Annotated in this window: 21 protein-coding genes; 11 read left to right on the top strand and 10 right to left on the bottom strand. The window is 67.4% G+C overall.

The window, feature by feature from the left end; translation table 11 throughout:
• Positions 1-11 precede the first annotated feature (11 nt).
• Positions 12-410, bottom strand: a complete 399-nt coding sequence (locus tag G8760_RS07690) for a MerR family transcriptional regulator (RefSeq protein ID WP_166349263.1) — start codon at positions 408-410, stop codon at positions 12-14.
• 145 nt (positions 411-555) lie between these two features.
• On the opposite strand from G8760_RS07690, the gene G8760_RS07685 reads away from it, so the two are divergent.
• Complete coding sequence (locus G8760_RS07685) at positions 556-1,722, top strand: acyl-CoA dehydrogenase family protein (protein ID WP_166349260.1); 1,167 nt, start codon at positions 556-558, stop codon at positions 1,720-1,722.
• A 125-nt stretch (positions 1,723-1,847) separates the two neighbouring features.
• Positions 1,848-3,377: an acyl-CoA carboxylase subunit beta gene (locus G8760_RS07680; protein ID WP_166349257.1), complete on the top strand. Its 1,530-nt coding sequence runs from the start codon at positions 1,848-1,850 to the stop codon at positions 3,375-3,377.
• 702 nt (positions 3,378-4,079) lie between these two features.
• Here G8760_RS07680 and G8760_RS07675 read toward each other — a convergent pair.
• The 7 genes from G8760_RS07675 to G8760_RS07645 all read right to left on the bottom strand — a co-directional run bounded on the left by G8760_RS07675 (position 4,080) and on the right by G8760_RS07645 (position 11,667).
• Positions 4,080-4,718, bottom strand: coding sequence for a Maf family protein (locus G8760_RS07675; protein ID WP_246222470.1), 639 nt, complete (start codon positions 4,716-4,718; stop codon positions 4,080-4,082).
• A 286-nt stretch (positions 4,719-5,004) separates the two neighbouring features.
• Entirely contained in the window at positions 5,005-6,696 is a 1,692-nt protein-coding gene (locus G8760_RS07670; RefSeq protein WP_207782120.1) for a DUF885 domain-containing protein, read from the bottom strand.
• Between the two features lie 106 nt (positions 6,697-6,802).
• Entirely contained in the window at positions 6,803-7,036 is a 234-nt protein-coding gene (locus G8760_RS07665) for an acyl-CoA carboxylase subunit epsilon (RefSeq protein WP_166349250.1), read from the bottom strand.
• 16 nt (positions 7,037-7,052) lie between these two features.
• Entirely contained in the window at positions 7,053-7,475 is a 423-nt protein-coding gene (locus tag G8760_RS07660) for a DUF3817 domain-containing protein (RefSeq protein ID WP_166349247.1), read from the bottom strand.
• Positions 7,476-7,517: 42 nt separating this feature from the next.
• Entirely contained in the window at positions 7,518-9,101 is a 1,584-nt protein-coding gene (locus G8760_RS07655; protein ID WP_166349244.1) for an acyl-CoA carboxylase subunit beta, read from the bottom strand.
• Positions 9,102-9,321: 220 nt separating this feature from the next.
• Positions 9,322-10,257 (bottom strand): hypothetical protein, encoded by a 936-nt coding sequence (locus tag G8760_RS07650; protein ID WP_166349241.1) that lies wholly within the window; start codon positions 10,255-10,257, stop codon positions 9,322-9,324.
• A gap of 393 nt (positions 10,258-10,650) precedes the next feature.
• On the bottom strand, positions 10,651-11,667 hold the full coding sequence (locus G8760_RS07645) for a hypothetical protein (protein ID WP_166349238.1): 1,017 nt from the start codon (positions 11,665-11,667) through the stop codon (positions 10,651-10,653).
• Between the two features lie 142 nt (positions 11,668-11,809).
• On the opposite strand from G8760_RS07645, the gene G8760_RS07640 reads away from it, so the two are divergent.
• The 4 genes from G8760_RS07640 (at position 11,810) to G8760_RS07625 (ending at position 16,908) form a co-directional block, all read left to right on the top strand.
• Complete coding sequence (locus tag G8760_RS07640) at positions 11,810-14,410, top strand: phosphoenolpyruvate carboxylase (protein WP_166350004.1); 2,601 nt, start codon at positions 11,810-11,812, stop codon at positions 14,408-14,410.
• Positions 14,411-14,479: 69 nt separating this feature from the next.
• On the top strand, positions 14,480-15,256 hold the full coding sequence (locus tag G8760_RS07635; RefSeq protein WP_166349235.1) for a biotin--[acetyl-CoA-carboxylase] ligase: 777 nt from the start codon (positions 14,480-14,482) through the stop codon (positions 15,254-15,256).
• 79 nt (positions 15,257-15,335) lie between these two features.
• The gene (locus G8760_RS07630; RefSeq protein WP_166349233.1) at positions 15,336-15,890 is read left to right on the top strand and encodes a PH domain-containing protein; all 555 of its coding nucleotides are present in this window, start codon (positions 15,336-15,338) and stop codon (positions 15,888-15,890) included.
• A 22-nt stretch (positions 15,891-15,912) separates the two neighbouring features.
• A complete protein-coding gene (locus G8760_RS07625) occupies positions 15,913-16,908 on the top strand; it encodes an adenylate/guanylate cyclase domain-containing protein (RefSeq protein ID WP_166349231.1) in 996 nt (331 codons plus the stop codon).
• Between the two features lie 44 nt (positions 16,909-16,952).
• Here G8760_RS07625 and G8760_RS07620 read toward each other — a convergent pair whose 3' ends face one another.
• Both G8760_RS07620 and G8760_RS07615 read right to left on the bottom strand, forming a co-directional pair.
• Positions 16,953-17,591, bottom strand: a complete 639-nt coding sequence (locus G8760_RS07620) for a hypothetical protein (protein WP_166349228.1) — start codon at positions 17,589-17,591, stop codon at positions 16,953-16,955.
• Positions 17,592-17,601: 10 nt separating this feature from the next.
• Positions 17,602-18,966 carry a hypothetical protein gene (locus G8760_RS07615; RefSeq protein WP_166349225.1) on the bottom strand — a complete coding sequence of 455 codons (1,365 nt, stop codon included), beginning with the start codon at positions 18,964-18,966 and terminating at the stop codon, positions 17,602-17,604.
• A gap of 84 nt (positions 18,967-19,050) precedes the next feature.
• Here G8760_RS07615 and G8760_RS07610 point away from each other — a divergent pair, with 84 nt between their 5' ends.
• The 5 genes from G8760_RS07610 (at position 19,051) to G8760_RS07590 (ending at position 22,897) form a co-directional block, all read left to right on the top strand.
• Positions 19,051-19,266, top strand: coding sequence for a hypothetical protein (locus G8760_RS07610; RefSeq protein WP_166349222.1), 216 nt, complete (start codon positions 19,051-19,053; stop codon positions 19,264-19,266).
• A gap of 236 nt (positions 19,267-19,502) precedes the next feature.
• The gene (eno, locus tag G8760_RS07605; RefSeq protein WP_166349219.1) at positions 19,503-20,783 is read left to right on the top strand and encodes a phosphopyruvate hydratase; all 1,281 of its coding nucleotides are present in this window, start codon (positions 19,503-19,505) and stop codon (positions 20,781-20,783) included.
• Positions 20,784-21,007: 224 nt separating this feature from the next.
• Positions 21,008-21,388 carry an FtsB family cell division protein gene (locus G8760_RS07600; protein WP_166349216.1) on the top strand — a complete coding sequence of 127 codons (381 nt, stop codon included), beginning with the start codon at positions 21,008-21,010 and terminating at the stop codon, positions 21,386-21,388.
• A gap of 64 nt (positions 21,389-21,452) precedes the next feature.
• The gene (locus tag G8760_RS07595; protein WP_207782178.1) at positions 21,453-21,968 is read left to right on the top strand and encodes a DUF501 domain-containing protein; all 516 of its coding nucleotides are present in this window, start codon (positions 21,453-21,455) and stop codon (positions 21,966-21,968) included.
• Positions 21,965-22,897: a Ppx/GppA phosphatase family protein gene (locus tag G8760_RS07590; protein ID WP_207782185.1), complete on the top strand. Its 933-nt coding sequence runs from the start codon at positions 21,965-21,967 to the stop codon at positions 22,895-22,897. Before G8760_RS07595 ends, G8760_RS07590 begins: the two co-directional genes overlap by 4 nt.
• Positions 22,898-22,961 lie beyond the last annotated feature (64 nt).

The following is a 22,961-nucleotide window of genomic DNA, read 5'->3' as shown; positions in this document are numbered from 1 at the left end:
CGGCCTACCAATCACGACCCGCTGCCCAGCCGATGAAGATCGGACCGGCAGCGCTGCTCCAGCTCGTCGAACTCGGTCAGGATCGCTTGGATGTCCCGCAACCTGGACTCCAGCTCGGCGCGGCGTTGGGTGATCTGCTGAAGTAAGTATTCGAGCTGTCCGGCTTCGCCTACGTCGGTGTCGTACATGCCGACGATCTTCTTGATCTCGGTCAGGGAGAACCCGAGGCGCTTGCCGCGTAAGACGAGTTTCAGGCGCACCCGGTCGCCCTCGCCGAAGATACGCTGGCTGCCCTCCCGAGCCGGGCTGAGGAGGTCCTGCTCCTCGTAGAAGCGGATGGTGCGGAGCGTGACGCCGAACTCGTTCGCGAGTTCGGTGATCGTCCAGGTCCGGGCGGCGCCCAACGTCATCGCTCCTCTCGCTTCGGTGATGGTGCTCTTCGGTGATTCCGGCGTTCATCCTCCGGCAGGCTGCCTCGTGGTCTGGCGTCGCCCTATCGCTTACGTTAACGTAAGCGTCAACCGATGTCCGCGATCACGACGAGGTGACGCACACATGCCATTCGAGCTGTCGGCAGAACACGAGACGTTCCGCAAAGTGGTCCGGGAGTTCGCCCGGGCGGAGATCGCACCGCACGCAGCGCAGTGGGACCTCGACCACCATTTTCCGGTCGGCGTGGTCCGGGCCATGGGTGAGTTAGGACTGTTCGGCTTAACCGCGCCCGAGGAGTACGGGGGCTCGGGTGGAGACCTGACCAGCCTCTGTGTCGCCATCGAGGAGATCGGACGGGTCGACCAGTCGCTGGGGATCACCCTGGAGGCGGCCGTCGGGCTCGGCATCAACCCGATCCTCAACTACGGCACCGACGAGCAGAAACAGCGCTGGCTGCCAGACCTCACGGCCGGCCGGGCGCTCGCCGGATTCGGTCTCACTGAACCCGGCTCCGGCTCCGACGCCGGCGCCACGTCGACTCGGGCGGTCCTCGACGGCGACGAGTGGGCCATCGACGGAGCCAAACAATTCATCACCAACTCCGGCAGCGATCTCACCTCATGTGTAACCATCACCGCGCGCACCGGCACCACTGACGCCGGTGAACCCGAGATCTCGGCGATCATCGTCCCGGCGGGTACTCCCGGGTTCACCGTCGAACCGGCGTATCACAAGCTCGGATGGCACGCCTCCGACACGCACCCACTAACGTTCACCGGTGCCCGGGTGCCGGCCGACCACCTGCTCGGGGCCAGAGGCAAAGGGTTCGCCCAGTTCCTCGCCACTCTCGACGATGGCCGGATCGCCATCGCCGCGCTCGCCGTGGGATGTATTCAGGCGATGCTCGAAGCGTCGGTGGCCTACGCCAACGAACGCACAGCCTTCGGCGTCCCCATCGGGCGCAAACAAGGGGTGGCGTTCCAGATCGCCGACCTCCACGTCATGGCGGAGTCGGCCCGATTGCTCACCTATCGGGCGGCATCGCTGCGCGACGCGGGGGCTGCGTCCGCCGCGGTGAAACAGGCGGCGTCGGTTGCCAAGCTGCAGGCCACCGAGTTCGCCGTCACCTCCACTCGGATCGCCACCCAGGTGCACGGCGGCTACGGCTTCATGGAGGAGTACCCCGTCGCCCGGTTCTACCGCGACGCGAAGATCCTGGAGATCGGGGAAGGCACCAGTGAGGTCCAGCGGCTGCTCATCGCCCGCGGCTTGGGCCTGCCGGTCGAATGACAACACACACCATTACGGCCGGCCGCCCCACCTCATCTTTCCCACCGGTCAGGCCGGACAAGTCGGCGACCTGGACGCACGTGTTTGGCTACCCTGACAGATCGACGAGAAGGGGAGCGTGAGCCGTGGCCGAGGATCACTACGCTGATGTCGCCACCGCGCGGGACACGACGCTGCGGCCGTCGGAAGCCGGAGCGGCCAAGCTCGCCACACAGGGCAAGCTCTACGTCCGCGACCGGCTCGCGCTGCTGTTCGACGAGGGGACCTTCGTCGAAGACGGGCAGCTGGCCAACGCACAGGCCAGCGGGCTACCGGCGGACGGGGTCGTCACCGGGCGCGGGCTCGTGAACGGCCGCCCGGCGCTCGTCGTCGCCAACGACCCCACCGTCAAAGCCGGTTCCTGGGGTGCACGTACCGTCGAGAAGATCGTGCGCATCACTGAGCTGGCGCTGCGCGACGAACTGCCGGTGTTCTGGTTCATCGACTCCGCCGGGGCCCGCATCACCGACCAGGTCGAGCTGTTCCCTGGCCGGCGCGGTGCCGGGCGAATCTTCCACAACCAGGTGGCGTTGTCCGGCAAGGTGCCGCAGATCTGCTGCCTATTCGGCCCCAGCGCAGCCGGCGGAGCGTACATCCCGTCGTTCTGCGACATCGTCATCATGGTCGAGGGCAACGCATCGATGTACCTCGGCTCCCCGCGGATGGCCGAGATGGTTGTGGGTGAGCAGATCAGCCTGGAAGAGATGGGTGGCGCCCGGATGCATGCCACCGTCTCGGGCTGCGGCGACAACCTAGCCGCCGACGACGCCGACGCCATCGACCAAGCCAAGGCGTTCTTCTCCTACCTGCCCTCGTCGTGGCGGGCCGACCCGCCATCGTATGCCGGTGATCAACCGGCCCGGCCGTTCACCGCCGACCTGGTACCAGCCGACGAGTCGATGGGTTACGACATCCACCAGGTGATCGACTCGATCCTGGACGGTGACTCGTTCTTCGAGGTCAAGCCGCTATTCGCGAGTGAACTAGTCACCGGTTTCGGGTTGCTGGAAGGACAGGTAGTGGGCGTCGTCGCCAATCAGCCCGCGGTGAAGGGCGGTGTGCTGTTCGTCGACTCGGCGGACAAGGCAGCCCGATTCATCTGGCTGTGCGACGCGTTCAACGTGCCCCTGATCTACCTGGCCGACGTGCCCGGCTTCATGATCGGCTCGGCTGTGGAGCGGCAGGGCATCATCCGGCACGGTGCCAAGATGATCACGGCGGTGTCCGAAGCGACCGTACCCACGGTGTCGGTGATCGTGCGCAAGGCCTATGGCGCCGGGCTGTACGCGATGTGTGGACCCGGCTTCGGACCCGACGCATGCCTCGCGTTGCCGACCGCGAAGATCGCCGTGATGGGCCCCGAGGCGGCGATCAACGCGGTGTACTTCAACCGGATCGCCGCCATCGAAGACGAGTCCGAGCGAGCCGCCTACGTCGAGAGCCTGCGCCTGGAATACGAGGCCGACATCGACATCCTGCGGCTGGCATCCGACCTCGTGATCGATGCGATCGTGGAGCCCGAGCAGCTTCGGGACGAGATCGTCGCCCGGCTGGCGGCGGCTGCCCGCAAGGATCGGCGGTTCTCGGATCGACGCCACGGCGTCCCACCCGTCTAACCCCGGTTGTGCACCTGATCTCCGTTTTGACGCCTGATCGTTTTCGTGGCGACGATCAGATGCGTCGGTGGTGACGACGGCCAGTGCCGACGTGCGGTAGCGGCGTCTGATCGTCTCCACGATGTGGGACGGCTAGTGATCAGATGCGCGAACGGGCGTGTGGTGTCATTTCGTGCATCTGATCGTGTCGCGGTGGGCGCCAGGTGAGTGTGCTGGGCTCGCGGGTGCGCGTTGTGAACGAGCGCAGCGCCCTCGGCTGAGGCCTGGTGCGCTGGCCGCTTGTTGGCGTTGGTGAAATGTCGTAGTTGTGGAGGCGGTCAACGCACCACCCCGGGCTCCAGCTCCGGGCTACCCCGGTGAGCGCCGGTCAGCAGCCTGGGGAAATCGGCGGCACTGGCACCCCGCGCGCCACTGCCGCGCGCCGCACGCGAACGCCACATCCGATGGGATACGGGTGCCGCCTCGACACGATCACACGGTGCCGCCTCGAAAGGATCAGATGCACTACCGGACACCACACGCCCGTTCGCGCATCTGATCACTAGCCGTCCCACATCGTGGAGACGATCAGACGCCGCTACCGCACGTCGGCACTGGCCGTCGTCACCACCGACGCATCTGATCGTCGCCACGAAAACGATCAGGCGTCAAAACGGAGATCAGGTGCACAACGGGGCGGCGGGTGGGGCGGCGCGGTCGGGGTTAGCGCCAGAGGTCGGTAATGGCGACGCCGAGGTCGGCCAGCAGGTTGCGGAGCAGCGGCAGCGACAGTCCGATGACGTTGTGGTGATCACCTTCGAGGCTGGCGATGAACGGTCCGCCGAGTCCATCGATGGTGAAGGCCCCGGCCACTCGTAGGGGTTCGCCGGTGGCGACGTAGGTGTCGATTTCGTCGTCGGTGAGATCGGCGAAGTGGACGTGGGTGGAGGCGCTGGCCCCGATCGCGCCGCCGGTACCGCCGTCGGCCGGTGAACGGACGTCGACCAACCAGTGGCCGGTGTGGAGTATGCCGCTGCCGCCACGCATGAGGCGCCACCGTTGGACAGCCTGGGCAGCGTCGGCGGGTTTGCCGAACAGCTGTTTGTCGAACTCCAGCACGGAGTCGCACCCGAGCACGAGGATGTCGCCGGACACGGTGCTGCTCACCGCCTCGGACTTGGCTCGCGCCAGTGTCAAGGCGACGTCGACGGGGGCAAGCGGGCCGAATCGGGTTTCGGCTTCGGCGAGGAACAACTCTTCGTCCACACCCGGCGGATGGACGACTGGCTCGATCCCGGCAGAGCGGAGTGTGGCCAGGCGCGCCGGGGATGTGGACGCGAGGAGCAGACGGGTGACGGTCACGCGCCCACACATTACCGAAGTTGATCACAAATAGCTCGGTGGATTCGGCGAATGCCGGGCGCAGGTGTGCCGGCGAGGCACCCCAGCGAGCGATCATGCCCGCATGCTCACCTGTCGCTCAGGGCGGTCGAGGGTTGTAACCGCGGTCGAGCTCGCCAACCGCGGTCGAGCTCGCCAACCGCGGTCGAGCTCGCCAACCGCGGTCGAGCTCGCCAACCGCGGTCGAGCTCGCCAACCGCGGTCGAGCTCGCCAACCGCGGTCGAGCTTGCCCATCGCGGTCGAGGGTTATAGCCGGGCGAGGGCGTCCTGCAGTGGGTCTAGGCCGATGCTGCCCAAGTTGAGGGCCTGGCGGTGGAATTCCTTGAGGTCGAACGCCGCACCCTTGCGCCGGCGGGCTTCCTCGCGGGCGGCCATCCAGATCCGCTCACCAACCTTGTACGACGGGGCTTGTCCCGGCCACCCTAGGTATCGGGTGATCTCGAACTGGATCACCTCCGGTGCCTGGCGGGTATGCAGGTCGAGGAACTCGTAGGCTGACTCGGCCGTCCACGGGCCGGGCGCCAGCCCGTCGCGGCGCACCACCTCGTCGGGGATGTCGAGCCCCAGGTGCACACCGATGTCGATGACGACCCGCGCGGCCCGGAACGCCTGTGCGTCGAGCATGCCCAACCGGTCGGCGGGATCGTCGAGGTAGCCGAGTTCTCCCATCAGCCGTTCGGCGTAAAGGGCCCACCCCTCGCCGTGGCCGGAGATCCAGCAGAAGAGCCGTTGCCACCGGTTGAGCGCCTCTTTGTGGTACGCCACCTGGGCGACCTGAAGGTGATGACCTGGTACTCCTTCGTGGAATACCGTCGTCGTCTCCCGCCACGTGGAGAAGGTGCTGATCCCTTCCGGCACGGACCACCACATCCGGCCGGGCCGGGAGAAGTCTTCGCTGGGCCCGGTGTAGTACATAACACCGTCGCGGGTGGGGGCGATTCGGCACTCAAGGGTCCGGATCGGGTCGGGGATGTCGAAATGGGTGCCGTTCATCTCGGCGATGGTGCGGTCGGACAGCTCCTGCATCCATGCCCGGAACCGCTCGGTTCCGGCGATGTTGCGTGCCGGGTCGGCATCCAGTGCGGCCACGGCGTCATCAACCGACCCGCCCGGTACGATCCGCCGCGCTAGCTCCGCCTGTTCGGCTTCGATGCGGTAGAGCTCGGCCAGGCCCCACGCGTAGGTCTCGTCGAGGTCGATCTCCGCGCCGAGGAAGTTGCGGCTGGCGATCCGGTAGACGTCTCGCCCGACGTGGTCGTCGGCCCGGGCCCGTTGGTGTACGTGGTCGCCGAGATAGTCGGCGAACCGGCTGAATGCCTCGCCGGCCGCCACGGCCAGCCGGTCCAGCTCGCCACGCTGCGGGGCGGGTGCCGTCTCCACCAAGCCGGTGAAGAACCCGTCCTTGTTCACTTGGTTGGCCTGCTCGATGACGGCGCCCACCTGGCGGCGTGCTGGTGTCAGGCCGGCGGCGAGGTCGGCTTCGATCGTTGCGCGATAACGGTCGAGGTTGGTCGGGACATCGGCGAGCCGCGAGGCGATGGCCTGCCAGTCGTCGGCGGTCTGCGTCGACATGAGATCGAAGGCCTCGCGGACGGCATGCATGGGGCTGGCCAAGTTACGAATGACTCGGTTGAGCCCGGCTTCCTCGCACGCGATCTCGCATTCCAGCCGCTCGCGCATGGCATCGCGAGCCACCGACTCGCGGTCCTCGTTGGCGACGGCTCTCTCCAGACCGGCCAGGGTCCGCTTGACCAATGCCAGCCGCTCGGCGTACCCGTCCGGCGAGAGATCCGTGGACAGGTGGTCGTGACCAGCCACGCCAGCGAACGTCGCTTCGTAGGGGTCTAGCCGCACGAGGTGATCGACGTATTGGTCGGCGACGCCGTCCACGCTCATCGCATCGGGCTGGCTCACGGGCGGCGAGGAGGTGTGGCTCATGGCGGCACCTTACTGGGCCGGCCGCGAGCCGGGCATCTGATATTCGCACCGAGACGAGCACCTCCGGATGGGCCGAGGAGTTCGGCGGGCTCCAAGGAGGCGGTGCTCAGCGCGGGAGCGCGCTGCTGCGCCAGGCGCCAGGCCCGGGCCGCAGCGGCGTGCGTACGGTGCGCCAGTAGGCGGCCCACGTGGATGGCTGTGCCGGTTCGGGCGGGTCGGCTGGAGCAGCGGACTTCGCCGAGATCACGGCCACGACGGCGGCGAGTTCGTCGTCGGAGGGGTGGCCTGTGACGACCTGGACCAGTGGCTGGTCGTCGGCTGCCGGGGTCTCGTCGCTCATGTGCTGAAGTCTAATGCTAGACACCAGGTGATCTTCTTTCGTCGCGGGGGATGCTGCCGGGGTCTAGACGTCCGGTGCGCATCGCCCACCGCTCGAAGATCAGCGTCGTGAGGGGCGGGACGCTGGCCGCCAACGCCCATGCCGTCGTCCATAGCCCCCAGCGCAGCGGCCGGAAAACCAGCAGGGTCACCACTAGGTAGATGATGAACACGGCACCGTGAATCGGCCCGAAAATCTCGACGCCGATCTCGGTGTCGCTGATCACGTATTTGAACAACATCCCGACCAATAACCCGGCCCATGAGAGTGCCTCGGCGATCGCGACGATCCGGAACCAGGTGCCCGGCGCCAGCCGCCGGTGAAGAGGTGGGCGTGGCACCGGCCCCGTGCCGGTCACCCGGGTATGGGTGTCCAGTCCGCCTCCAGCGGTATCGGACATGAACTGTTCCTCCAGCGTCAGGGTGGCCGACGGCTTCGGCCGTCACAACGGGATGTTGCCGTGTTTCTTCGGGGGTAGTGTCTCTCGTTTGGTGCGCAGCGCCCGCAACGCCTGCGCGACGGCGGACCGAGTGCGCGACGGCTCGATGACCGCGTCGACGTAACCCCGCTCCGCGGCCGTGTAGGGGTTGGCCAGCGTGTCCTCGTATTCGGTGATCAGCTCTGCGCGCCGGGTGTCGGGATCGCCGGAGGTTGCCAGCTCTCGGCGGTAGAGGATGTTGACCGCGCCCTGAGCACCCATAACCGCGATCTGCGCGGTGGGCCAGGCGAAGTTGACGTCGGCACCGAGATGTTTGGATCCCATGACGTCGTAGGCGCCGCCGTAGGCTTTGCGGGTGATCACCGTGACGAGTGGAACGGTGGCCTCGGCGTAGGCGTAGATCAGCTTGGCGCCGCGGCGGATGATGCCGTCCCACTCCTGGGCCGTGCCGGGTAGGAAGCCGGGGACGTCGACGAAGGTCAACACCGGGATGTTGAAGGCGTCGCACGTTCGGACGAACCTGGCCGCTTTCTCCGAGGCGTCGATGTCGAGGGTGCCGGCGAGGTGCATGGGCTGGTTGGCCACGATACCGACCGAACGGCCGCCGATCCGTCCGAACCCGACCACGATGTTCGCCGCGAACAGCGGCTGCACCTCCAGGAATTCGTCGTCATCGAGGACGGTCTCGATCACTTGGTGCATGTTGTACGGCTGGTTGGGGCTGTCCGGGATCAGGGTGTCCAAGACGCGGTCGTGGTCGGTGACCTCGTAGACCGGCTCCGAGACCGGAAATGTGGGCGGCTCGTCGAGGTTGTTCTGCGGGAGGTACGACAGCAGCGCCTTGACGTAGTCGATGGCGTCGGCCTCGTCGGCTCCCATGTAGTGGGCGTTGCCGCTTTTGGTGTTGTGGGTGTGGGCGCCGCCGAGTTCTTCCATGCTGACGTCCTCGCCGGTGACGGTTTTGATGACGTCGGGCCCGGTGATGAACATCTGCGACGTTTGGTCCACCATGACGGTGAAGTCGGTGAGGGCCGGAGAGTACACATGGCCCCCCGCGGCCGCCCCCATGATCAGCGATATCTGCGGGATCACGCCCGAGGCGAGGGTGTTACGTCGGAAGATCTCACCGTAGAGCCCGAGGGAGACCACACCCTCCTGGATACGTGCGCCGCCACCCTCGTTGATGCCGATGAGGGGACAACCTGTTTTCAGGGCGAAGTCGATGATCTTGACGATCTTCTCCCCGTAGACCTGGCCGAGGCTGCCGCCGAACACGGTGACGTCCTGGCTGAACAGCGCCACCTGGCGGCCGTTGACCAGGCCAACTCCGGTGACGACGCCGTCGCCGTACGGACGTTTCTGCGCCATGTCGAAGGCCGTCGAGCGGTGCCGGGCCAACTCGTCGAACTCGACGAACGTGCCCTCGTCCACGAGCATCGCGATCCGCTCCCGGGCCGTCTGCTTGCCCCGCGCATGCTGCTTCTCCACCGCGCGAGCCGAGCCGGCGTGAACCGCCTCCTCGATCCGGTTCTGCAGGTCAGCGATCTTCCCCGCGGTTGTGTGGATGTCCGGGCCGTCTTCGGTCACGGTTGTCTATCCCTCCGCTTGATGGTCCCACAGCAGGGTAGACCAGAGGGGTGCGACGAGGTTGCGACGAAGTTCACGCGCAGGGGGCCCAGGATCGAGTGACATCCGCCACGTTGATGCTGGCGTCGTCGTGGTCGCCCGGCCCACCACCCCAGGATCGGGCCGGACGGTCGGTCGTCATGACGACGCGATCGCCGACCCGATCACGGGCCGCGGGTGGTCAGCTGGACTCGGCGAAGCCCGGCAGGGTGTGGGCCTGCGTCATGTGCAGGATGGTGCTGGCGTAGGCCTCGGCAGTGTTCCGGGCGACCATTTGGACGGTGGTGCCGCCCTCGTCTACGACGGTCACCGTGGGGTTGTCGAAATACCGCGTGTAAGGACGTTCGCTGCGCGGGTGTTGTCCAGTGGACAGGGCGTCCTCCATGGCGGCGGCGATGACGGTCGCATCGCCGGCCAGCACCGTCTGTACACACACGACGCTCACGGGTTCGTCCGGGCGGTCGGGGTCGTAACGCACTCCGGCCGCCACCGGAGGTGTCCCCGGGAAGTAGTTGCGGCTGGCCACCATGGCAACGACGACGTCGCCTAGGCAGTCCACGAGGTCGGCGATGACGGGATCGTCGATCAGGCTGGCTCGCTCGGAGTCGATGACCGAGAGATCGGCCTCGACCTCGCCCAGCACGGCATCCGCGTCTAACGCACGTACCTGACGGACGTAACTGGTCAGCGGCTGGCTCGGGTTGCCGTCCGTGGCCAGTACTTCATCTCCGTTCCAGCCGGAGTCCGCGGCCGACGACGCGACGTCGTCTTCCTTCTGCCCCCCTCCGATGAGCATCACGGCATGTGGTGACTCACCGATCGAGACCAGAATCTCGGCCTCGGTGAGGTCGACTCCGAGGACCGATGGCAGTTGCCCGCTGTACGGGCCGGCAACCGAGGCCCCCCAGCCGTCCAAGCTGCCCCAGGTCCAGCTGTATCCGCTGCCAGTGACCTCCCGGTAAAGGGCGGTGTTGGCGAACTCGACGTAACGCGTGGTCTGCTCGGTCGCCTGGATTCTGCTGAGCGAGCTTTCCAGCGCGGTCTTGCCGTCGTCCTGATTGCCGGATCCGCTGCTGGTGGTAGAGCAGCCGGCGACGATCAGCGCAGTTGCGATCAAGAGGCCCCGCAGAATGGGACGTCCCGGGCTTGTGGGTTTCGATATTCTGGCTAGCGACCTGTTCGGCAGGCGACGTACAAGTGCAGTACGTGTCCTGTCGTGGCCGTGCCGTCCAGATGCCGAACCCCATTGACGTACCGGCGACCCGCTCTGCGCGCCCCCTACCCTGCCTAGCCATGCCCTAAGCAGAAATCGGATATATCCGTTTTTGCGCATGGCCGGACTTTAGGGCACTGACGGCCGTAGCGCACTAGGGGGCCGAAGATCGTCCACGTGCGTTTCGGCCGAACTCAACCATTTTCGGGAGCTCGGCCGCGGAATTGGCGGCGAGGCCGGGAGGCCCGGCAGCACGTGTAGGAGGCGCGATGGTGGCCGGAATCCGAACCCAGGCCATTAGTCGCTATCGGAGTCGAGTTCACCTCCGTGCAGGCCGGGCAGATCACGGGTGGCGATGAGTCGCATCGCGGAGATGGCGAAAGCGTCGTCGGTATGGCGTAGCTCGACTTGCGCCGTTGGCACGTCGCCGTCGATGACGTCATGACCGACCACCGAGAACAGGTCGGCGAACGGCCGGTTGCCCTGGCTGAGGCTGACGCCGTCGTTGATGTCATCGATCATCCGCTGAGCAAGCTGCTCGGCGCTGTCGGCGTCGTCAGCGGCGGCGCACACAATGCTGACCGGCACGTCGGCGTCGTCGGTGTCCGGGCGTACGCCGACCACAACCGGCTGTGGGTCGTCCACAACGAATGTGGCGGCGATGACGTCACCAACACAGCTGGCCAATGAGCCGACCAACGGATCGGCGTCGAGTGTCTCGGCGTCGTCGGGGTCCACCATCATCAGGTCGGCGCCCGGTCCGCCAAACGTCACGTCCGAGCCGAGCGGGCGCACCTGGGGGGCGGCCAGGCTGATCGGTTCGGCGGGGCTGGCCTCGGTGGCCAGGATGTCGTCTCCGGACCAGCCGGAGCCGGTACTCGTCGAGACGATGACGTCCTCGTCCTGGCCGCCCTGGACAAGGGTGATGGCCGTGGGGGGCAATCCAACAACGATGGAGGTGTCGGCAGCGGTCACGTCCACCCCCAACACGTCGGGAAGCTGGGTGCGGTAGTTAAAGACACTCGAGGTGCCCATGCCGTCGAGGTTGCCCCAGATCCCCTGGAACGTGCCGCCCGATGCCTCGTCGATGCGGTTGAGATCACCGAACTCGATGAAGTTCACGGCGTCGGGGACGGCGACCCGGCTCAGCGCCTGGAGCAGCGGTGTGTCTCCGCCGCCCGGCCCGTCGTCGGAGCTACAGGCCGCGATGGTCACACCCGCGACGGCAAGCGCCGCGAGCAGCATGGTGCGCGAGACGTGACCACGCTGGCCAAGCCGGCGTTGACTGTTGACGATGACCCTTGGAGAACGCACAGGGTGACTCTACCCATCTCGCCAAGGGCCCTGGTGTCATAGGTGCGCCACGACACCAACTTCGGCATTGGACCACTGGTGCGGCACACTAGGCGGCGTGTCTCCTACCGCAACGGGGTCCCGTGAGGCTGCCCGCTTTGAGATGCCCGACGCCCTGCGCGCCGACGTACGCGTGCTCGGCGAGGCGCTCGGCCATGTCCTCCGCGAGTACGGCGGAGCTGGTCTGCTCGACGACGTAGAACGGCTGCGGGAGCTGGTCATCGCCTCGCACCACGAAGACCAGACCGTGGGCGACGACGCCGCCACCCAGGCCGAGCGGCTGGTCAGCTCGTGGCACATGCGCCGGTGCGAGGAGGTCGCCCGGGCCTTCACCGTGTACTTCCACCTGGTCAACGCCGCGGAGGAGTACCACCGGATCCGCGCGCTGCGAGCCGGCGACACCGAAGATCGTCCGTTGTCCGGCGCTATGTCGCAGGCCGTCGCCGAGATCGCGGGGTTGGCTGGCGCGGACCAGGCCGACGGGCTGCTCGCCAACTTGGAGTTCCGGCCGGTACTGACCGCCCACCCCACCGAGGCGCGGCGGCGGGCCGTGGTCAACGCCATCCGGCGGGTCGCGGAGATCCTCGAGCGCCGGGACGACCCTCGGCTGGGTGCCTCCGAGACGGTCGAAACCCAGCGGCTGTTGCTGGAACACGTGGACGTCCTGTGGCGCACCGCCCCACTCCGGTCGCAGCGGCCCGGTCCGCTGGACGAGGTACGTACGGCCATGTCCGCCTTCGACGACGTGCTGTTCCACGTCGTGCCGCAGGTATACCGGCGGGCCGACGCCGCGCTGGGCGACGCTCAGGAAACGCGTGCACCCAGAGTCCCGGCGTTCGTCCGGCTCGGGTCCTGGATCGGTGGCGACCGCGACGGCAACCCGTACGTCACCAGTGCCATCACCAGGCAGGCCATGGCGATCCAGTCCGATCATGTGCTGTCCGCCCTCGAAGCGGCGTGTGCCCAGGTCGGCCGCGGCCTGACCCTCGACGCCGCGACCACCCCGCCGTCGCCGGAAGTCGTCCGGCTGCTGGGTGATGCCGAGGCCGCCCAGCCGGAGATCTACGCCGACATCGCGGCCCGCTCGCCCAACGAACCACACCGGATCGCGTTGCTCTACGCGGCGACCCGTCTCGGCGCCACGCGCCGCCGCGACGCCGACCTCGGGTACGGCAGTGCCGATGAGCTCCTGGAGGAGTTGCGCACGGTCCAGGCGAGCCTGGTGCAGTCTGGGGCGCCTCGACAGGCCTATGGCGAACTACAAGGCCTCGTGTGGCAGGTCGAGTCCTTCGGTTTCCACCTGGCCGAACTGGAAGTGCGCCAGCACAGCGCGGTGCACCGGGTCGCCCTGGAAGAGGTGCGCGCCGGGGGTGAGCTGTCCGAACGCACCCAGGAGGTGCTGGCCACTATCCGGGTGATGGCTCAGATCCAAGCCCGGTTCGGGCCCGACGCGTGCCGTCGCTACATCGTTTCCTTCACCCAGTCCGCCGCCGACATCGCCGCGGTGTACGAACTCGCCCGGCACGCCCTGGGCGAGCGGAGCATGGCGCTCGACGTCGTACCCCTCTTCGAGACGGGAGCTGACCTCGACGCCGCGGTGAGTGTCCTCGACAGTGCGCTGGAACTGCCCGAGGTGTGCGGCCGGTTGGACGAGTCCGACCGCCGGCTCGAGGTCATGCTGGGCTACTCCGACTCCGCGAAGGACGTCGGCCCGGTATCGGCCACGTTGAAGCTGTACGACGCACAGGCCCGGCTCGCCGAATGGGCCGCCCGGCACAAGATCACTCTGACCATGTTCCACGGCCGCGGCGGTGCTCTGGGCCGCGGTGGTGGCCCGGCCAATCGCGCGGTGCTCGCGCAGGCACCCGGTTCGGTGGACGGCCGGCTGAAACTCACCGAACAAGGTGAGGTGATCTTCGCCCGATACGGCAACCCGGCTATCGCCCGCCGGCACATCGAACAAGTGGCCTCCGCGGTGCTGCTCGCCTCGACACCGGAGGTGGAGGAGCGCGCCCACACCGCCGCCGTGGAGTTCGCCGGTGTCGCCGAGACTCTCGACACCACCGCCCGCGAGGCCTACCACGCCTTGGTGCGCAGCGACGGATTCGCCGAGTGGTTCGCCCGGGTCACCCCCTTGGAGGAGGTTGGCTCGCTGCCGCTGGGTTCGCGCCCGGCCCGCCGCGGGCTGGCCGTCTCGTCGCTCGACGATCTGCGGGCCATCCCATGGGTGTTTTCGTGGGCGCAGACCCGGGTGAACCTGCCGGGTTGGTACGGCCTGGGATCGGGCCTGGCCGCCGTCGGAGATCTCGACCTCCTGCGCCGCGCCCGCGACGAGTGGCCGCTGTTCACCGTCATGCTGGAGAACGCGGAGATGTCGCTGGCCAAAACCGACCGCAGGATCGCCGCGCGTTACCTGGAGCTGGGTGAACGTCCCGAGCTGACCGAGCTGATCCTGGCCGAACACGCCATGGCCACCGAGTGGGTGCTGAACGTCACCGGCCACGCCCGGCTGCTGGAAGACCGCAAGGTACTCGGCCGCGCGGTCGCGCTGCGCAACCCGTACGTCGACGCGCTGTCTTACCTGCAGGTCCGGGCCCTACGGACGTTACGCCGAGGGGATGAGACCGCGGACGAGGCCGCCAGCCGTCGCCTGCTGCAAATCAGTGTCAATGGTGTTGCCGCCGGATTGCAGAACACGGGCTGACCAACGCCGGCCGGCTGGATTCCGATACCGGCTGGCGACGATCCATGAGGTGAGGCATCGGGAGAGCACATGTGGCAGGTCCGGAGGGTCGAGACCACGGGCTCGACGAACGTCGACGTCGCTGAGCTGGCGCGGGCCGGAGCACCGGAAGGCACCGCGGTGGTCGCCGACCATCAGAGCGCGGGCCGCGGCCGGCTGGACCGGACCTGGCAGTCGCCGCCCGGCACCGGTCTTGCCGTGTCGTTCTTGCTGCGCCCGGTGGATGTGGCCACCACACACTGGCCATGGCTGCCCCTGTTGGTCGGGGTTGCCGCCGCGGACGCGGTCGTCGGGTTGTGTGGTGTTCGAGCGGCGCTGAAATGGCCCAACGATGTCCTGGTAGGGGAACTCAAACTGGCCGGGATCCTGGTCGAGCGGGTGGACACACCCGCCGGGCCGGCCGCGGTGGCCGGGGTGGGGCTGAACGTCGGTCAGCGGCGGGCGGAACTGCCGCCAACTGGGACGTCCTTGCGCGTCGAGGGTGCTGCGGGTGTCGGCCGCGACGACGTCTTGACCGCACTCGGCGAACAACTGGCGCGGCGCTACGAGGCTTGGCTCGACGTCGGTGGAGACCCGCAGGCCGGCCCGGAGGGTGGGCTGGCCCAGGCCTACCGGCAGCGCTGCGCGACGCTCGGGCAACGGGTACGGGTAGAGCTTCCCGGGGGGCGGATGGCCGAAGGGGTTGCCACCGGCCTCGACGAGTCCGGGCGGCTGCTTCTCGACACCGGGGGGCGGCCCTTGGCCGTCGGGTCGGGCGATATCGTGCACCTCCGTCCCGTCGAGGGTGGATCTTCGACATCACCGTGAACCCGGAGAACTGACACATAGAGAACTGACACGCTGCCGATGGCAGCGCGCCGGCCCATATGCGTGTCAGGATTCGCCTATGGGCTTTCCGCAGAAGCACCTCAGCGAAGGTGAGATCGTCGAGTACCACCTGCGCACGCACGTCAAGGCGCTCATTCTGCCGGTTGTGGTGCTGCTCGTTACCGGCGCGGCGGTCGGATTCGGCCTCGGGATCCTGCCGGACGACGACGGCACCGGGGTCACGGTGGGCCGGTGGGCGTTGGTGATCGTCGGCATCCTCGTCGTGCTCATCTGGTCGTTGTGGCCGTTCCTGTCCTGGCTGACCACCACGTTTACCGTCACCAACGTCCGGCTCATCACCCGCACCGGGATCATCACCCGCACCGGCCGGAACATCCCGCTGCGGCGGATCAACGACGCCGCGTTCGAGCAGGACCTGTTGGATCGGGTCCTGCGGTGCGGCACCCTCATCGTGTCGGCGGCGAGTGAGGAGGGCCAGATCAAGCTGTACGACGTCCCGCGGGTGCACTCCGTGCAACTCCGGCTGAGCGAGCTGGTCGCCGAGGCGCACGACGACAATTGGAGCCGTGACGACACTCAGATCCAGCCCGAGGACGAGGCCGAGCAACGATGATGCCGCCACAGGCTGACCAACCGTGACGAACGAACGCCCCACCCCGGACGACCTCGAACGCCTCTTGCTGGGCGCCTCGCGCCGATACACCCGTGAGCAGGTGGCCGAGGCGGTCGGGCTCACCCCGGAAGCGGTCGACAAATACTGGCGTGCACTGGGATTCCCCGACGTCGGCGGCGAGTCCGCGTTCACCGTCTGGGACCTGGAGGCGCTGCGCGGCGTCGTCGAATTGGTCGAGTCGGGGGTGGTCGACGACGCCACCGCGGTCCAAATGGTGCGGGCCCTGGGCCGGATGACGGGCCGACTCGCGGAGTGGCATGTCGAGACCCTCGCGGAGATCGTCGAATCATCGGTGGTGGAGGGCGACAACCCACGAAGCCGGCTCACCGCGGCCTACCGCTTGGCACAGCAGCTGCTGCCCGAGTTCGAGCGGCTGCTCATCTACGCGTGGCGGCGCAAGCTCGCATCGTCGGTCAACCGGCTGGTGGCCATCGCGGAGATGGGCGAATCCCCCCTGTTGGCCGCGCCCACCTCGGTCGGCTTCGCCGATCTCGTCTCATTCACCCGGTTGTCCCGTGGGCTCAACGTCGAGGCTCTGGGCAAGCTGGTCGAGGAGTTCGAGGCCACCTCCAACGACGTGATCTTCGGCGGGGGCGGGCGGGTGATCAAGACGTTGGGCGACGAGGTGGTGTTCGTCGCCGACACACCAGTCGCCGCTGCCATCATCGGATGTGAGCTGGTGGAGCAGATCGGACACAACCCCGCGCTGCCGGATGTCCGGGTGGGTATCGCCACCGGTCCGGTCTTGGCCCGGCTCGGTGATGTGTTCGGCACCCCCACCAACCTGGCCGCCCGCCTGACCACGGTCGCTGAGCGTAACTCCGTACTGGTCGACGCCGTGACCGCCAAGGCGCTCGAAGACGAGGCCAGCATCGCGTTGCGGGCGTTGCCACCGACCACCGTCCGGGGCCTGGGCGCCGTCGAGGTGTACACCGTCTACCCGCGCCGCTCCCCATGATCATTGGCTTTTGACTACCGGATCCGGTAGTCAAAAGCCAATGATCATGGGGAGGGCATGGCGGACCAGTTGAACGTCACCTGTGCCGTCGGCCGGACGCCTTGCGACGTGCCTGCCCGTGGCCGAACCGACAACGTCACATAGCCGATCTCACTGGTGGCGACGAGCGGGTGGGGCCGATCGTTTCCAGCCAGCACCTGGGTCGTGCGCTCGATGTACTCGTCGGTCAGCCGGCCCCGGTACGCACCGAGTTGGCTGGCCAGATCGCGTAGGAACACCTCGGCGGCGTCCGCGGTGTCGAACGAGAACATGAGATTGGCCCGCGCCGGCGGAGCGGTCCGTACGGTCAGGCCGGTGGGCCGCCCGGCACCAGCACGAGGCTCGATCACCAGCCGCTGTGGGCGCAATGTGAGCTCGACATCATCCGGGAGGGTCAGGTGCACGCTGATCGGCGTGGACGCGTCGTCGTCGGCGGACACCGAGACACCGGTGCTATCGGTACTCATGCCCACCGCGGCCCGGCTGGGCGGGGTACGCAAGTCCAGCTCGTGGCGGTCGGTGCGGACGGTGTCGAAGCCGTAACCGCCGCGATGGTCGTCGTTCATACACGCTCCCAGCAAGATGATCATCACCAGTGCCGTGGTGGCACCACGGAGGTGGCGTCGGTCCAGTGCGGCCGTCATACCGCTACGCCTACCACGGCAATCTGGGCACGATGTAGTCCAACGGTGAAGGCAGCCGCGGATTCCAGCCGGGGAGGTCCGGCATCGAGATCGTGACGGGTGGCCCGTCGAGGATCCAACCCAAGATCGGGTACTGGTTCTTGAGCCGCTGTTCGTCGATCCGGTTCGACACCGGAGACGAGATGATGTCATTGGCCTGCTCGCGGTCGTTGCGCATGAGTTCCAGGTAGGCGGGCAAGGTGTCCTCCTGAATCAGCGCCCAGCGGTCCTCGAAATGGGCGATGTTGCCGGAGGTGTCGAACACCTCCGGGTACCCCCGGGCACCGGGAATCGACGGTGCGCCGATCAACGTCATGATCTTGGTGACGAGCGGTCCACTCGGCTGCCGGTTGTACATGTCCTGGTAGTAGCCGTCGATGACGTCACGTTGCTCCCTGAGTAGCAGCGCCTCGTTGCCCTGCTCGACGAGATGCTGCTCACCGGAGCTGATGTCGACCCAGGCGTCGTATACGTCGCGATCGATGACCCCGGCCTGATACATCTCCTCGACCGCGTCGACGCCGCCGGCCAAGTACGCCTCATGGACCGGTGCGAGATCGAAGAAGATGTCCTTCTGCATCTGAAGGAACGTGGTCTCGAAGAACTCCAGCTCGCGGTCACCGAGGTTGGCCGCCTCCGCGAGGAGCAGGTTCAGCGTCCGGCCAGCGAGCGGCGTCGTCCCCAGAAGCGAGCGCAACATCGCGTTCTGCTGAACCCGCTGCGCGATATCGCGGAACTCGGCCAGGTCGAAGAACCCGGCGGCGAACGACGGACCGATCATGTTGGCCATGCCGGCCCACAGGAAATCTTCGTCCTCGCCGTAGATCTCGGCGTAGTAGACATAAACCCGCTCGATGATGTCCCGCTGGGCATCGGCGCCCAGCGATGGGTCCCACTCGTCCGGATCGATGCCGGCGCGGTCAAGGGCCCGCCGATCCCAATAGTTTTGCAGTGCCTCGCCGTAGTCGGCGGGGTGGATCCCCGCCGCCCGCGCGAGCGACAGCAGATGCTCGAGTTGGTCGAGCTCCATGCTGGCGTACTCGCCGAGGGCGCTTTCGATGTCAGCCTGATCTATGTGGTCATGAAGCTCGTAGCGGTCGGCCACCTGCGCCCAATTGGACGGGAGGTTGTCGTCGCCACGGACGATGGCAGCGGCGGTGCGTAACCGCCCGGCCAGCTCCTGCACCCAGATCTGCAGCGGCCAGGACCGCAGTGACCCCCAGCGCACGCGGAGTGCCCAGGCGCGGCTGCGGGCGTCGGAGATGTCCTCGGCCAACTGGTCGAGGCGCCGAGCGAGCTCGTCGGCTCCGTCGGGGTCGATCGACACCTTGGTCACTGCTGCAGTCTTCCCGCCTCTTGCGCTTTTAGAGGACTGGCCCGATGTTATCCGGCGCCGGTATACAGCCGATACCATCGCGACATGGACGAAGCTCAGCAACTCCGCGATCTGGCCGACGAGGTCGACGATCTGGTCCTGCCGGTGGAGCGAGAGCTGTCCGGACAACTGGAGAGTGGTGTTTTCGCGGGGCCGTTGGCAGACGAGGCAGAGGGTATCGTGCAATCGGTCAGCGGCAGCTTGGACTCGTTGGCCAGCACGTTACGAGACGCCGCCGACGAGCGTGACGCCGAGGATTGAGCAGCTCATCCAGCCACGCTTGGATTGAGCGGCTTATCCAGCCACGCGAACCAGGCGTTGCGGAGCATGGCTGCTGGCCCGGGCTGGGACGTCCACGCATGGCACCGCGGTGTCCCCCGGCTCTCGCAGTGCCGCCCGGCGCGCCTTAAGCTTCCACTGCGAGCGCTGTGACGACGTCGTCACCACCGCCACGTGCCCGAACGGCACCCAGACATACCCCAACATCAGGAGAAGACGTGGCCACGATAGAAGCGATCGGAGCACGCGAGATCCTCGACTCGCGCGGCAACCCCACCATCGAGGTCGAGGTGGCTCTCGACGACGGCACCATCTCGCGGGCCGCCGTGCCGTCGGGTGCGTCGACCGGCCAGTTCGAGGCGGTCGAACTGCGTGACGGCGACAAACAGCGTTACCTCGGCAAGGGTGTCCAGAAGGCGGCGACGGCCGTCATGGACGACTTCGCGCCCCAACTGCTCGGGTTCGACGCCAGCGACCAGCGGCTGATCGACCAGGAGATGATCGACCTCGACGGCACGCCGAACAAAGCCAAGTTCGGTGCCAACGCGATCCTGGGCATATCGCTCGCTACCGCGAAGGCCGCGGCCAAGTCCGCCGACTTGCCGTTGTTCCGGTACCTGGGTGGCCCCAACGCGCACACGCTGCCAGTGCCGATGATGAACATCCTCAACGGCGGTGCACATGCCGACAGCAATGTCGACATCCAGGAGTTCATGATCGCTCCGATCGGGGCCGAGACGTTCCGCGAGGCACTGCGCTGGGGTGCCGAGGTGTATCACGCGCTGAAGAAGGTCCTCAAGGAGAAGGGCCTGGCCACCGGGCTGGGCGACGAGGGCGGCTTCGCGCCGGACCTGCCGAGCAACCGGGAGGCCCTCGACCTCATCCTGCTGGCGATCGAGCAGGCCGGGTTCAGCGCTGGTTCGCAGGTAGCGCTGGCACTCGACGTCGCCGCGACCGAGTTCTACGGCGATGCCGGCTACACGTTCGAGGGCGAGGTCAAAACGGCCGAGCAGATGAGCGCCTATTACAGTCAGCTTGTCGCCGACTACCCCCTGGTGTCCATCGAGGACCCGCTGGCGGAGGACGACTGGTCCGGGTGGGCGAGTCTCACCGGCGCGATTGGTGGCCGGGTGCAGATCGTTGGTGACGACCTGTTCGTCACCAACCCGGAGCGGCTGGCCCGGGGGATCTCCGAAGGTTCAGCCAACGCCTTGCTGGTGAAGGTCAACCAGATCGGCACACTCACCGAGACGTTCGACGCTGTCGATATGGCGACCCGCGCGGGCTTCGCGAGCATGATCAGTCACCGGTCCGGCGAGACCGAAGACACCACCATCGCCGACATCGCCGTAGCGACCAACGCTGGGCAGATCAAGACCGGCGCGCCGGCTCGGTCGGAGCGGGTAGCCAAGTACAACCAGCTGCTGCGGATCGAAGAAGAGCTCGACGACGCCGCGCGTTACGCCGGTTCTGCGGCTTTCCCACGGTTTAATAAGTAGCTGTGCCAGCTTCGCGTCGTGCCCCCAGCGCCCGTCCGTCGGGCGGCGCTGGTGCGGCACGGCGTCCAGGCGCCCGCGCTTCCCGGGCACCACGCGGCGGACCGCGCCCGGCGCGCCAGCCGACCCGCCGCACGGGGGGACAGCGCACCGCTGTGGGGACCCGCGACGGACAACCGCCGCCACCGCCACCACCGCGGCCCCGGATGGGTGGTAGCCGCCCATCGGTGACCGGCCGGGCGGCGGTGCTGACCTTGGTCTTGGCGATCTTGATGGTGTCGTACGCCTATCCTCTGCGTACCTGGTACGAGCAGCACAATGAACGCAGCGCGCTGGAGCAGGAGGCCGCCGAGCTGCGTGAGATGGTCGATCAGCTCGAGACCGAGTTGGAGCTGTGGGACGATCCAGCGTACGTCGCTATTCAGGCGCGTCAGCGACTCGGCTATGTCATGCCAGGTGAGCAGGGATTCGTCGTCATCCACCCGGAGGCGGAGGAGGACGAGACCGGCCCGGAGGGGCTGCCGCCCGTGGGTGACGGCGCCTGGCACGAGCGGCTCTGGGCGTCGGTGTTGGCCGCTGATGAACCACCTGAGGAGGACCTGCCGTGATCCGGACCGACCGTGAGCGGCCGACGCCGCCCGCTCGGCATATCGGGTGACGGTGGCAGTGTCGATGGTGACCGACGACGAGACTGTGCTGCGCGAGCAGCTGGGGCGGCCGCTGCGTGGTGTGCGAGCCGTAGCGTACCGGTGTGGATCGGGACATCCGACCGTCGTCGAGACGGAACCCCGGCTCCCGGACGGTACCCCGTTTCCCACGTTGTTCTACCTGACCTGCCCGCGGGCGGTCGCGGCCGCGTCAACGTTGGAATCGATCGGGGTGATGGCCGACATGACCGAATGGTTGGCCGCCGACGTCGAATTGGCGGAGAGGTACCGAGCCGCCCACGAGGACTACCTGACCCGTCGGGAACACGTCGGGCACGTCGAGGAGATCGCCGGGGTGTCGGCCGGTGGCATGCCGACCCGGGTCAAATGCCTGCACGTGTTGGCGGCGCACAGCCTCGCCGTCGGCCGTGGCATCAACCCGTTGGGCGACGACACACTGGACCGGATGGCGGAGCTGGACGACAAGCCGTGGACACCCGAGAGTTGCACGTGGCGTCCGTCCGAGGGGAGCGCAGCGTGACCCGAGTCGCGGCCGTGGACTGTGGCACGAACTCGATCCGGCTGCTGGTCACCGATCTCGACCCGGCGTCCGGGCTGCAGCGTGACGTGGATCGGCGGATGCGGATCGTCCGCCTGGGCCAGGACGTCGACCGCACCGGGCGGCTCGCCGCGGCGGCACTCGACCGCACGATGGCCGCCCTGGCCGAATACGTCGAAGTCATCAAGGCGAGCGGCGCCGACACGGTACGGATGGTGGCGACGAGTGCCACCCGGGATGCCGAGAACGCCGACGAGTTCGTCGCCGGTGTGCGGTCATTGCTGGGCGTCGACCCCGAGGTCGTGTCCGGCGACGACGAAGCGTGGTTGTCGTTCACCGGAGCCACCCGCGATCTCGGTGCGACGGTGCCCGGCCCGTATCTCGTTGTCGACATCGGCGGCGGATCCACCGAGTTCGTCACCGGCAGGTCGACACCTGAGGCGGCCCGCAGCGTCGATATCGGTGCCGTGCGGCTGACCGAACGGTGCTTCGCGGCCGACCCACCCACCGCTGACCAGGTAGCGGCAGCGGTGGCGGCGATCGACGGTGCACTGGACCAGGTGGCGTCGGCCGTCCCCTTGACCGAGACCGCGACGGTGATCGGGTTAGCCGGTTCGGTGACCACTGTGGGCGCCATTCACCTGGGATTGACCGAGTACGACGCCGCCTCGATCCACCACGCCCAGGTGCCGGCCGCGGCCGTCGCCGAGATCAGCGACCGGCTGCTCGCTGCTACTCACGCCGATCGGGCCGCGATACCGGTGATCCATCCCGGCCGGGTCGACGTCATCGCCGCTGGTGCGTTGATCCTGCGACGGGTCCTCGAGCGGGCCGGTGCGGACGGGCTGCTGCTGAGTGAGCACGACATCCTGGACGGCATCGCGTGGAGCCAGCTGCTCAACCCCCGGTGATCGTTGCCGCGATAACGTCGCTACAGCGACGTTATCGCGGCAACGATCACCGATAGGGGAGGTG

Source organism: Phytoactinopolyspora limicola (assembly GCF_011320225.1).
Lineage (GTDB): Bacteria > Actinomycetota > Actinomycetes > Jiangellales > Jiangellaceae > Phytoactinopolyspora > Phytoactinopolyspora limicola.
The sequence above is the reverse complement of the archived record's forward strand: the minus strand, read 5'-3'. Positions and strand labels throughout refer to the sequence as shown.

Bases quoted from the DNA above. Each gene is read 5' to 3' on its own strand.
- G8760_RS07690 (WP_166349263.1), bottom strand. From the start codon at position 410: ATGACGTTGGGCGCCGCCCGGACCTGGACGATCACCGAACTCGCGAAC.
- G8760_RS07685 (WP_166349260.1), top strand. From the start codon at position 556: ATGCCATTCGAGCTGTCGGCAGAACACGAGACGTTCCGCAAAGTGGTC.
- G8760_RS07670 (WP_207782120.1), bottom strand. From the start codon at position 6,696: ATGAGCCACACCTCCTCGCCGCCCGTGAGCCAGCCCGATGCGATGAGC.
- G8760_RS07665 (WP_166349250.1), bottom strand. From the start codon at position 7,036: ATGAGCGACGAGACCCCGGCAGCCGACGACCAGCCACTGGTCCAGGTC.
- G8760_RS07660 (WP_166349247.1), bottom strand. From the start codon at position 7,475: ATGTCCGATACCGCTGGAGGCGGACTGGACACCCATACCCGGGTGACC.
- G8760_RS07640 (WP_166350004.1), top strand. From the start codon at position 11,810: ATGCCCGACGCCCTGCGCGCCGACGTACGCGTGCTCGGCGAGGCGCTC.
- G8760_RS07635 (WP_166349235.1), top strand. From the start codon at position 14,480: ATGTGGCAGGTCCGGAGGGTCGAGACCACGGGCTCGACGAACGTCGAC.
- G8760_RS07630 (WP_166349233.1), top strand. From the start codon at position 15,336: ATGGGCTTTCCGCAGAAGCACCTCAGCGAAGGTGAGATCGTCGAGTAC.
- G8760_RS07620 (WP_166349228.1), bottom strand. From the start codon at position 17,591: ATGACGGCCGCACTGGACCGACGCCACCTCCGTGGTGCCACCACGGCA.
- G8760_RS07610 (WP_166349222.1), top strand. From the start codon at position 19,051: ATGGACGAAGCTCAGCAACTCCGCGATCTGGCCGACGAGGTCGACGAT.
- G8760_RS07595 (WP_207782178.1), top strand. From the start codon at position 21,453: ATGGTGACCGACGACGAGACTGTGCTGCGCGAGCAGCTGGGGCGGCCG.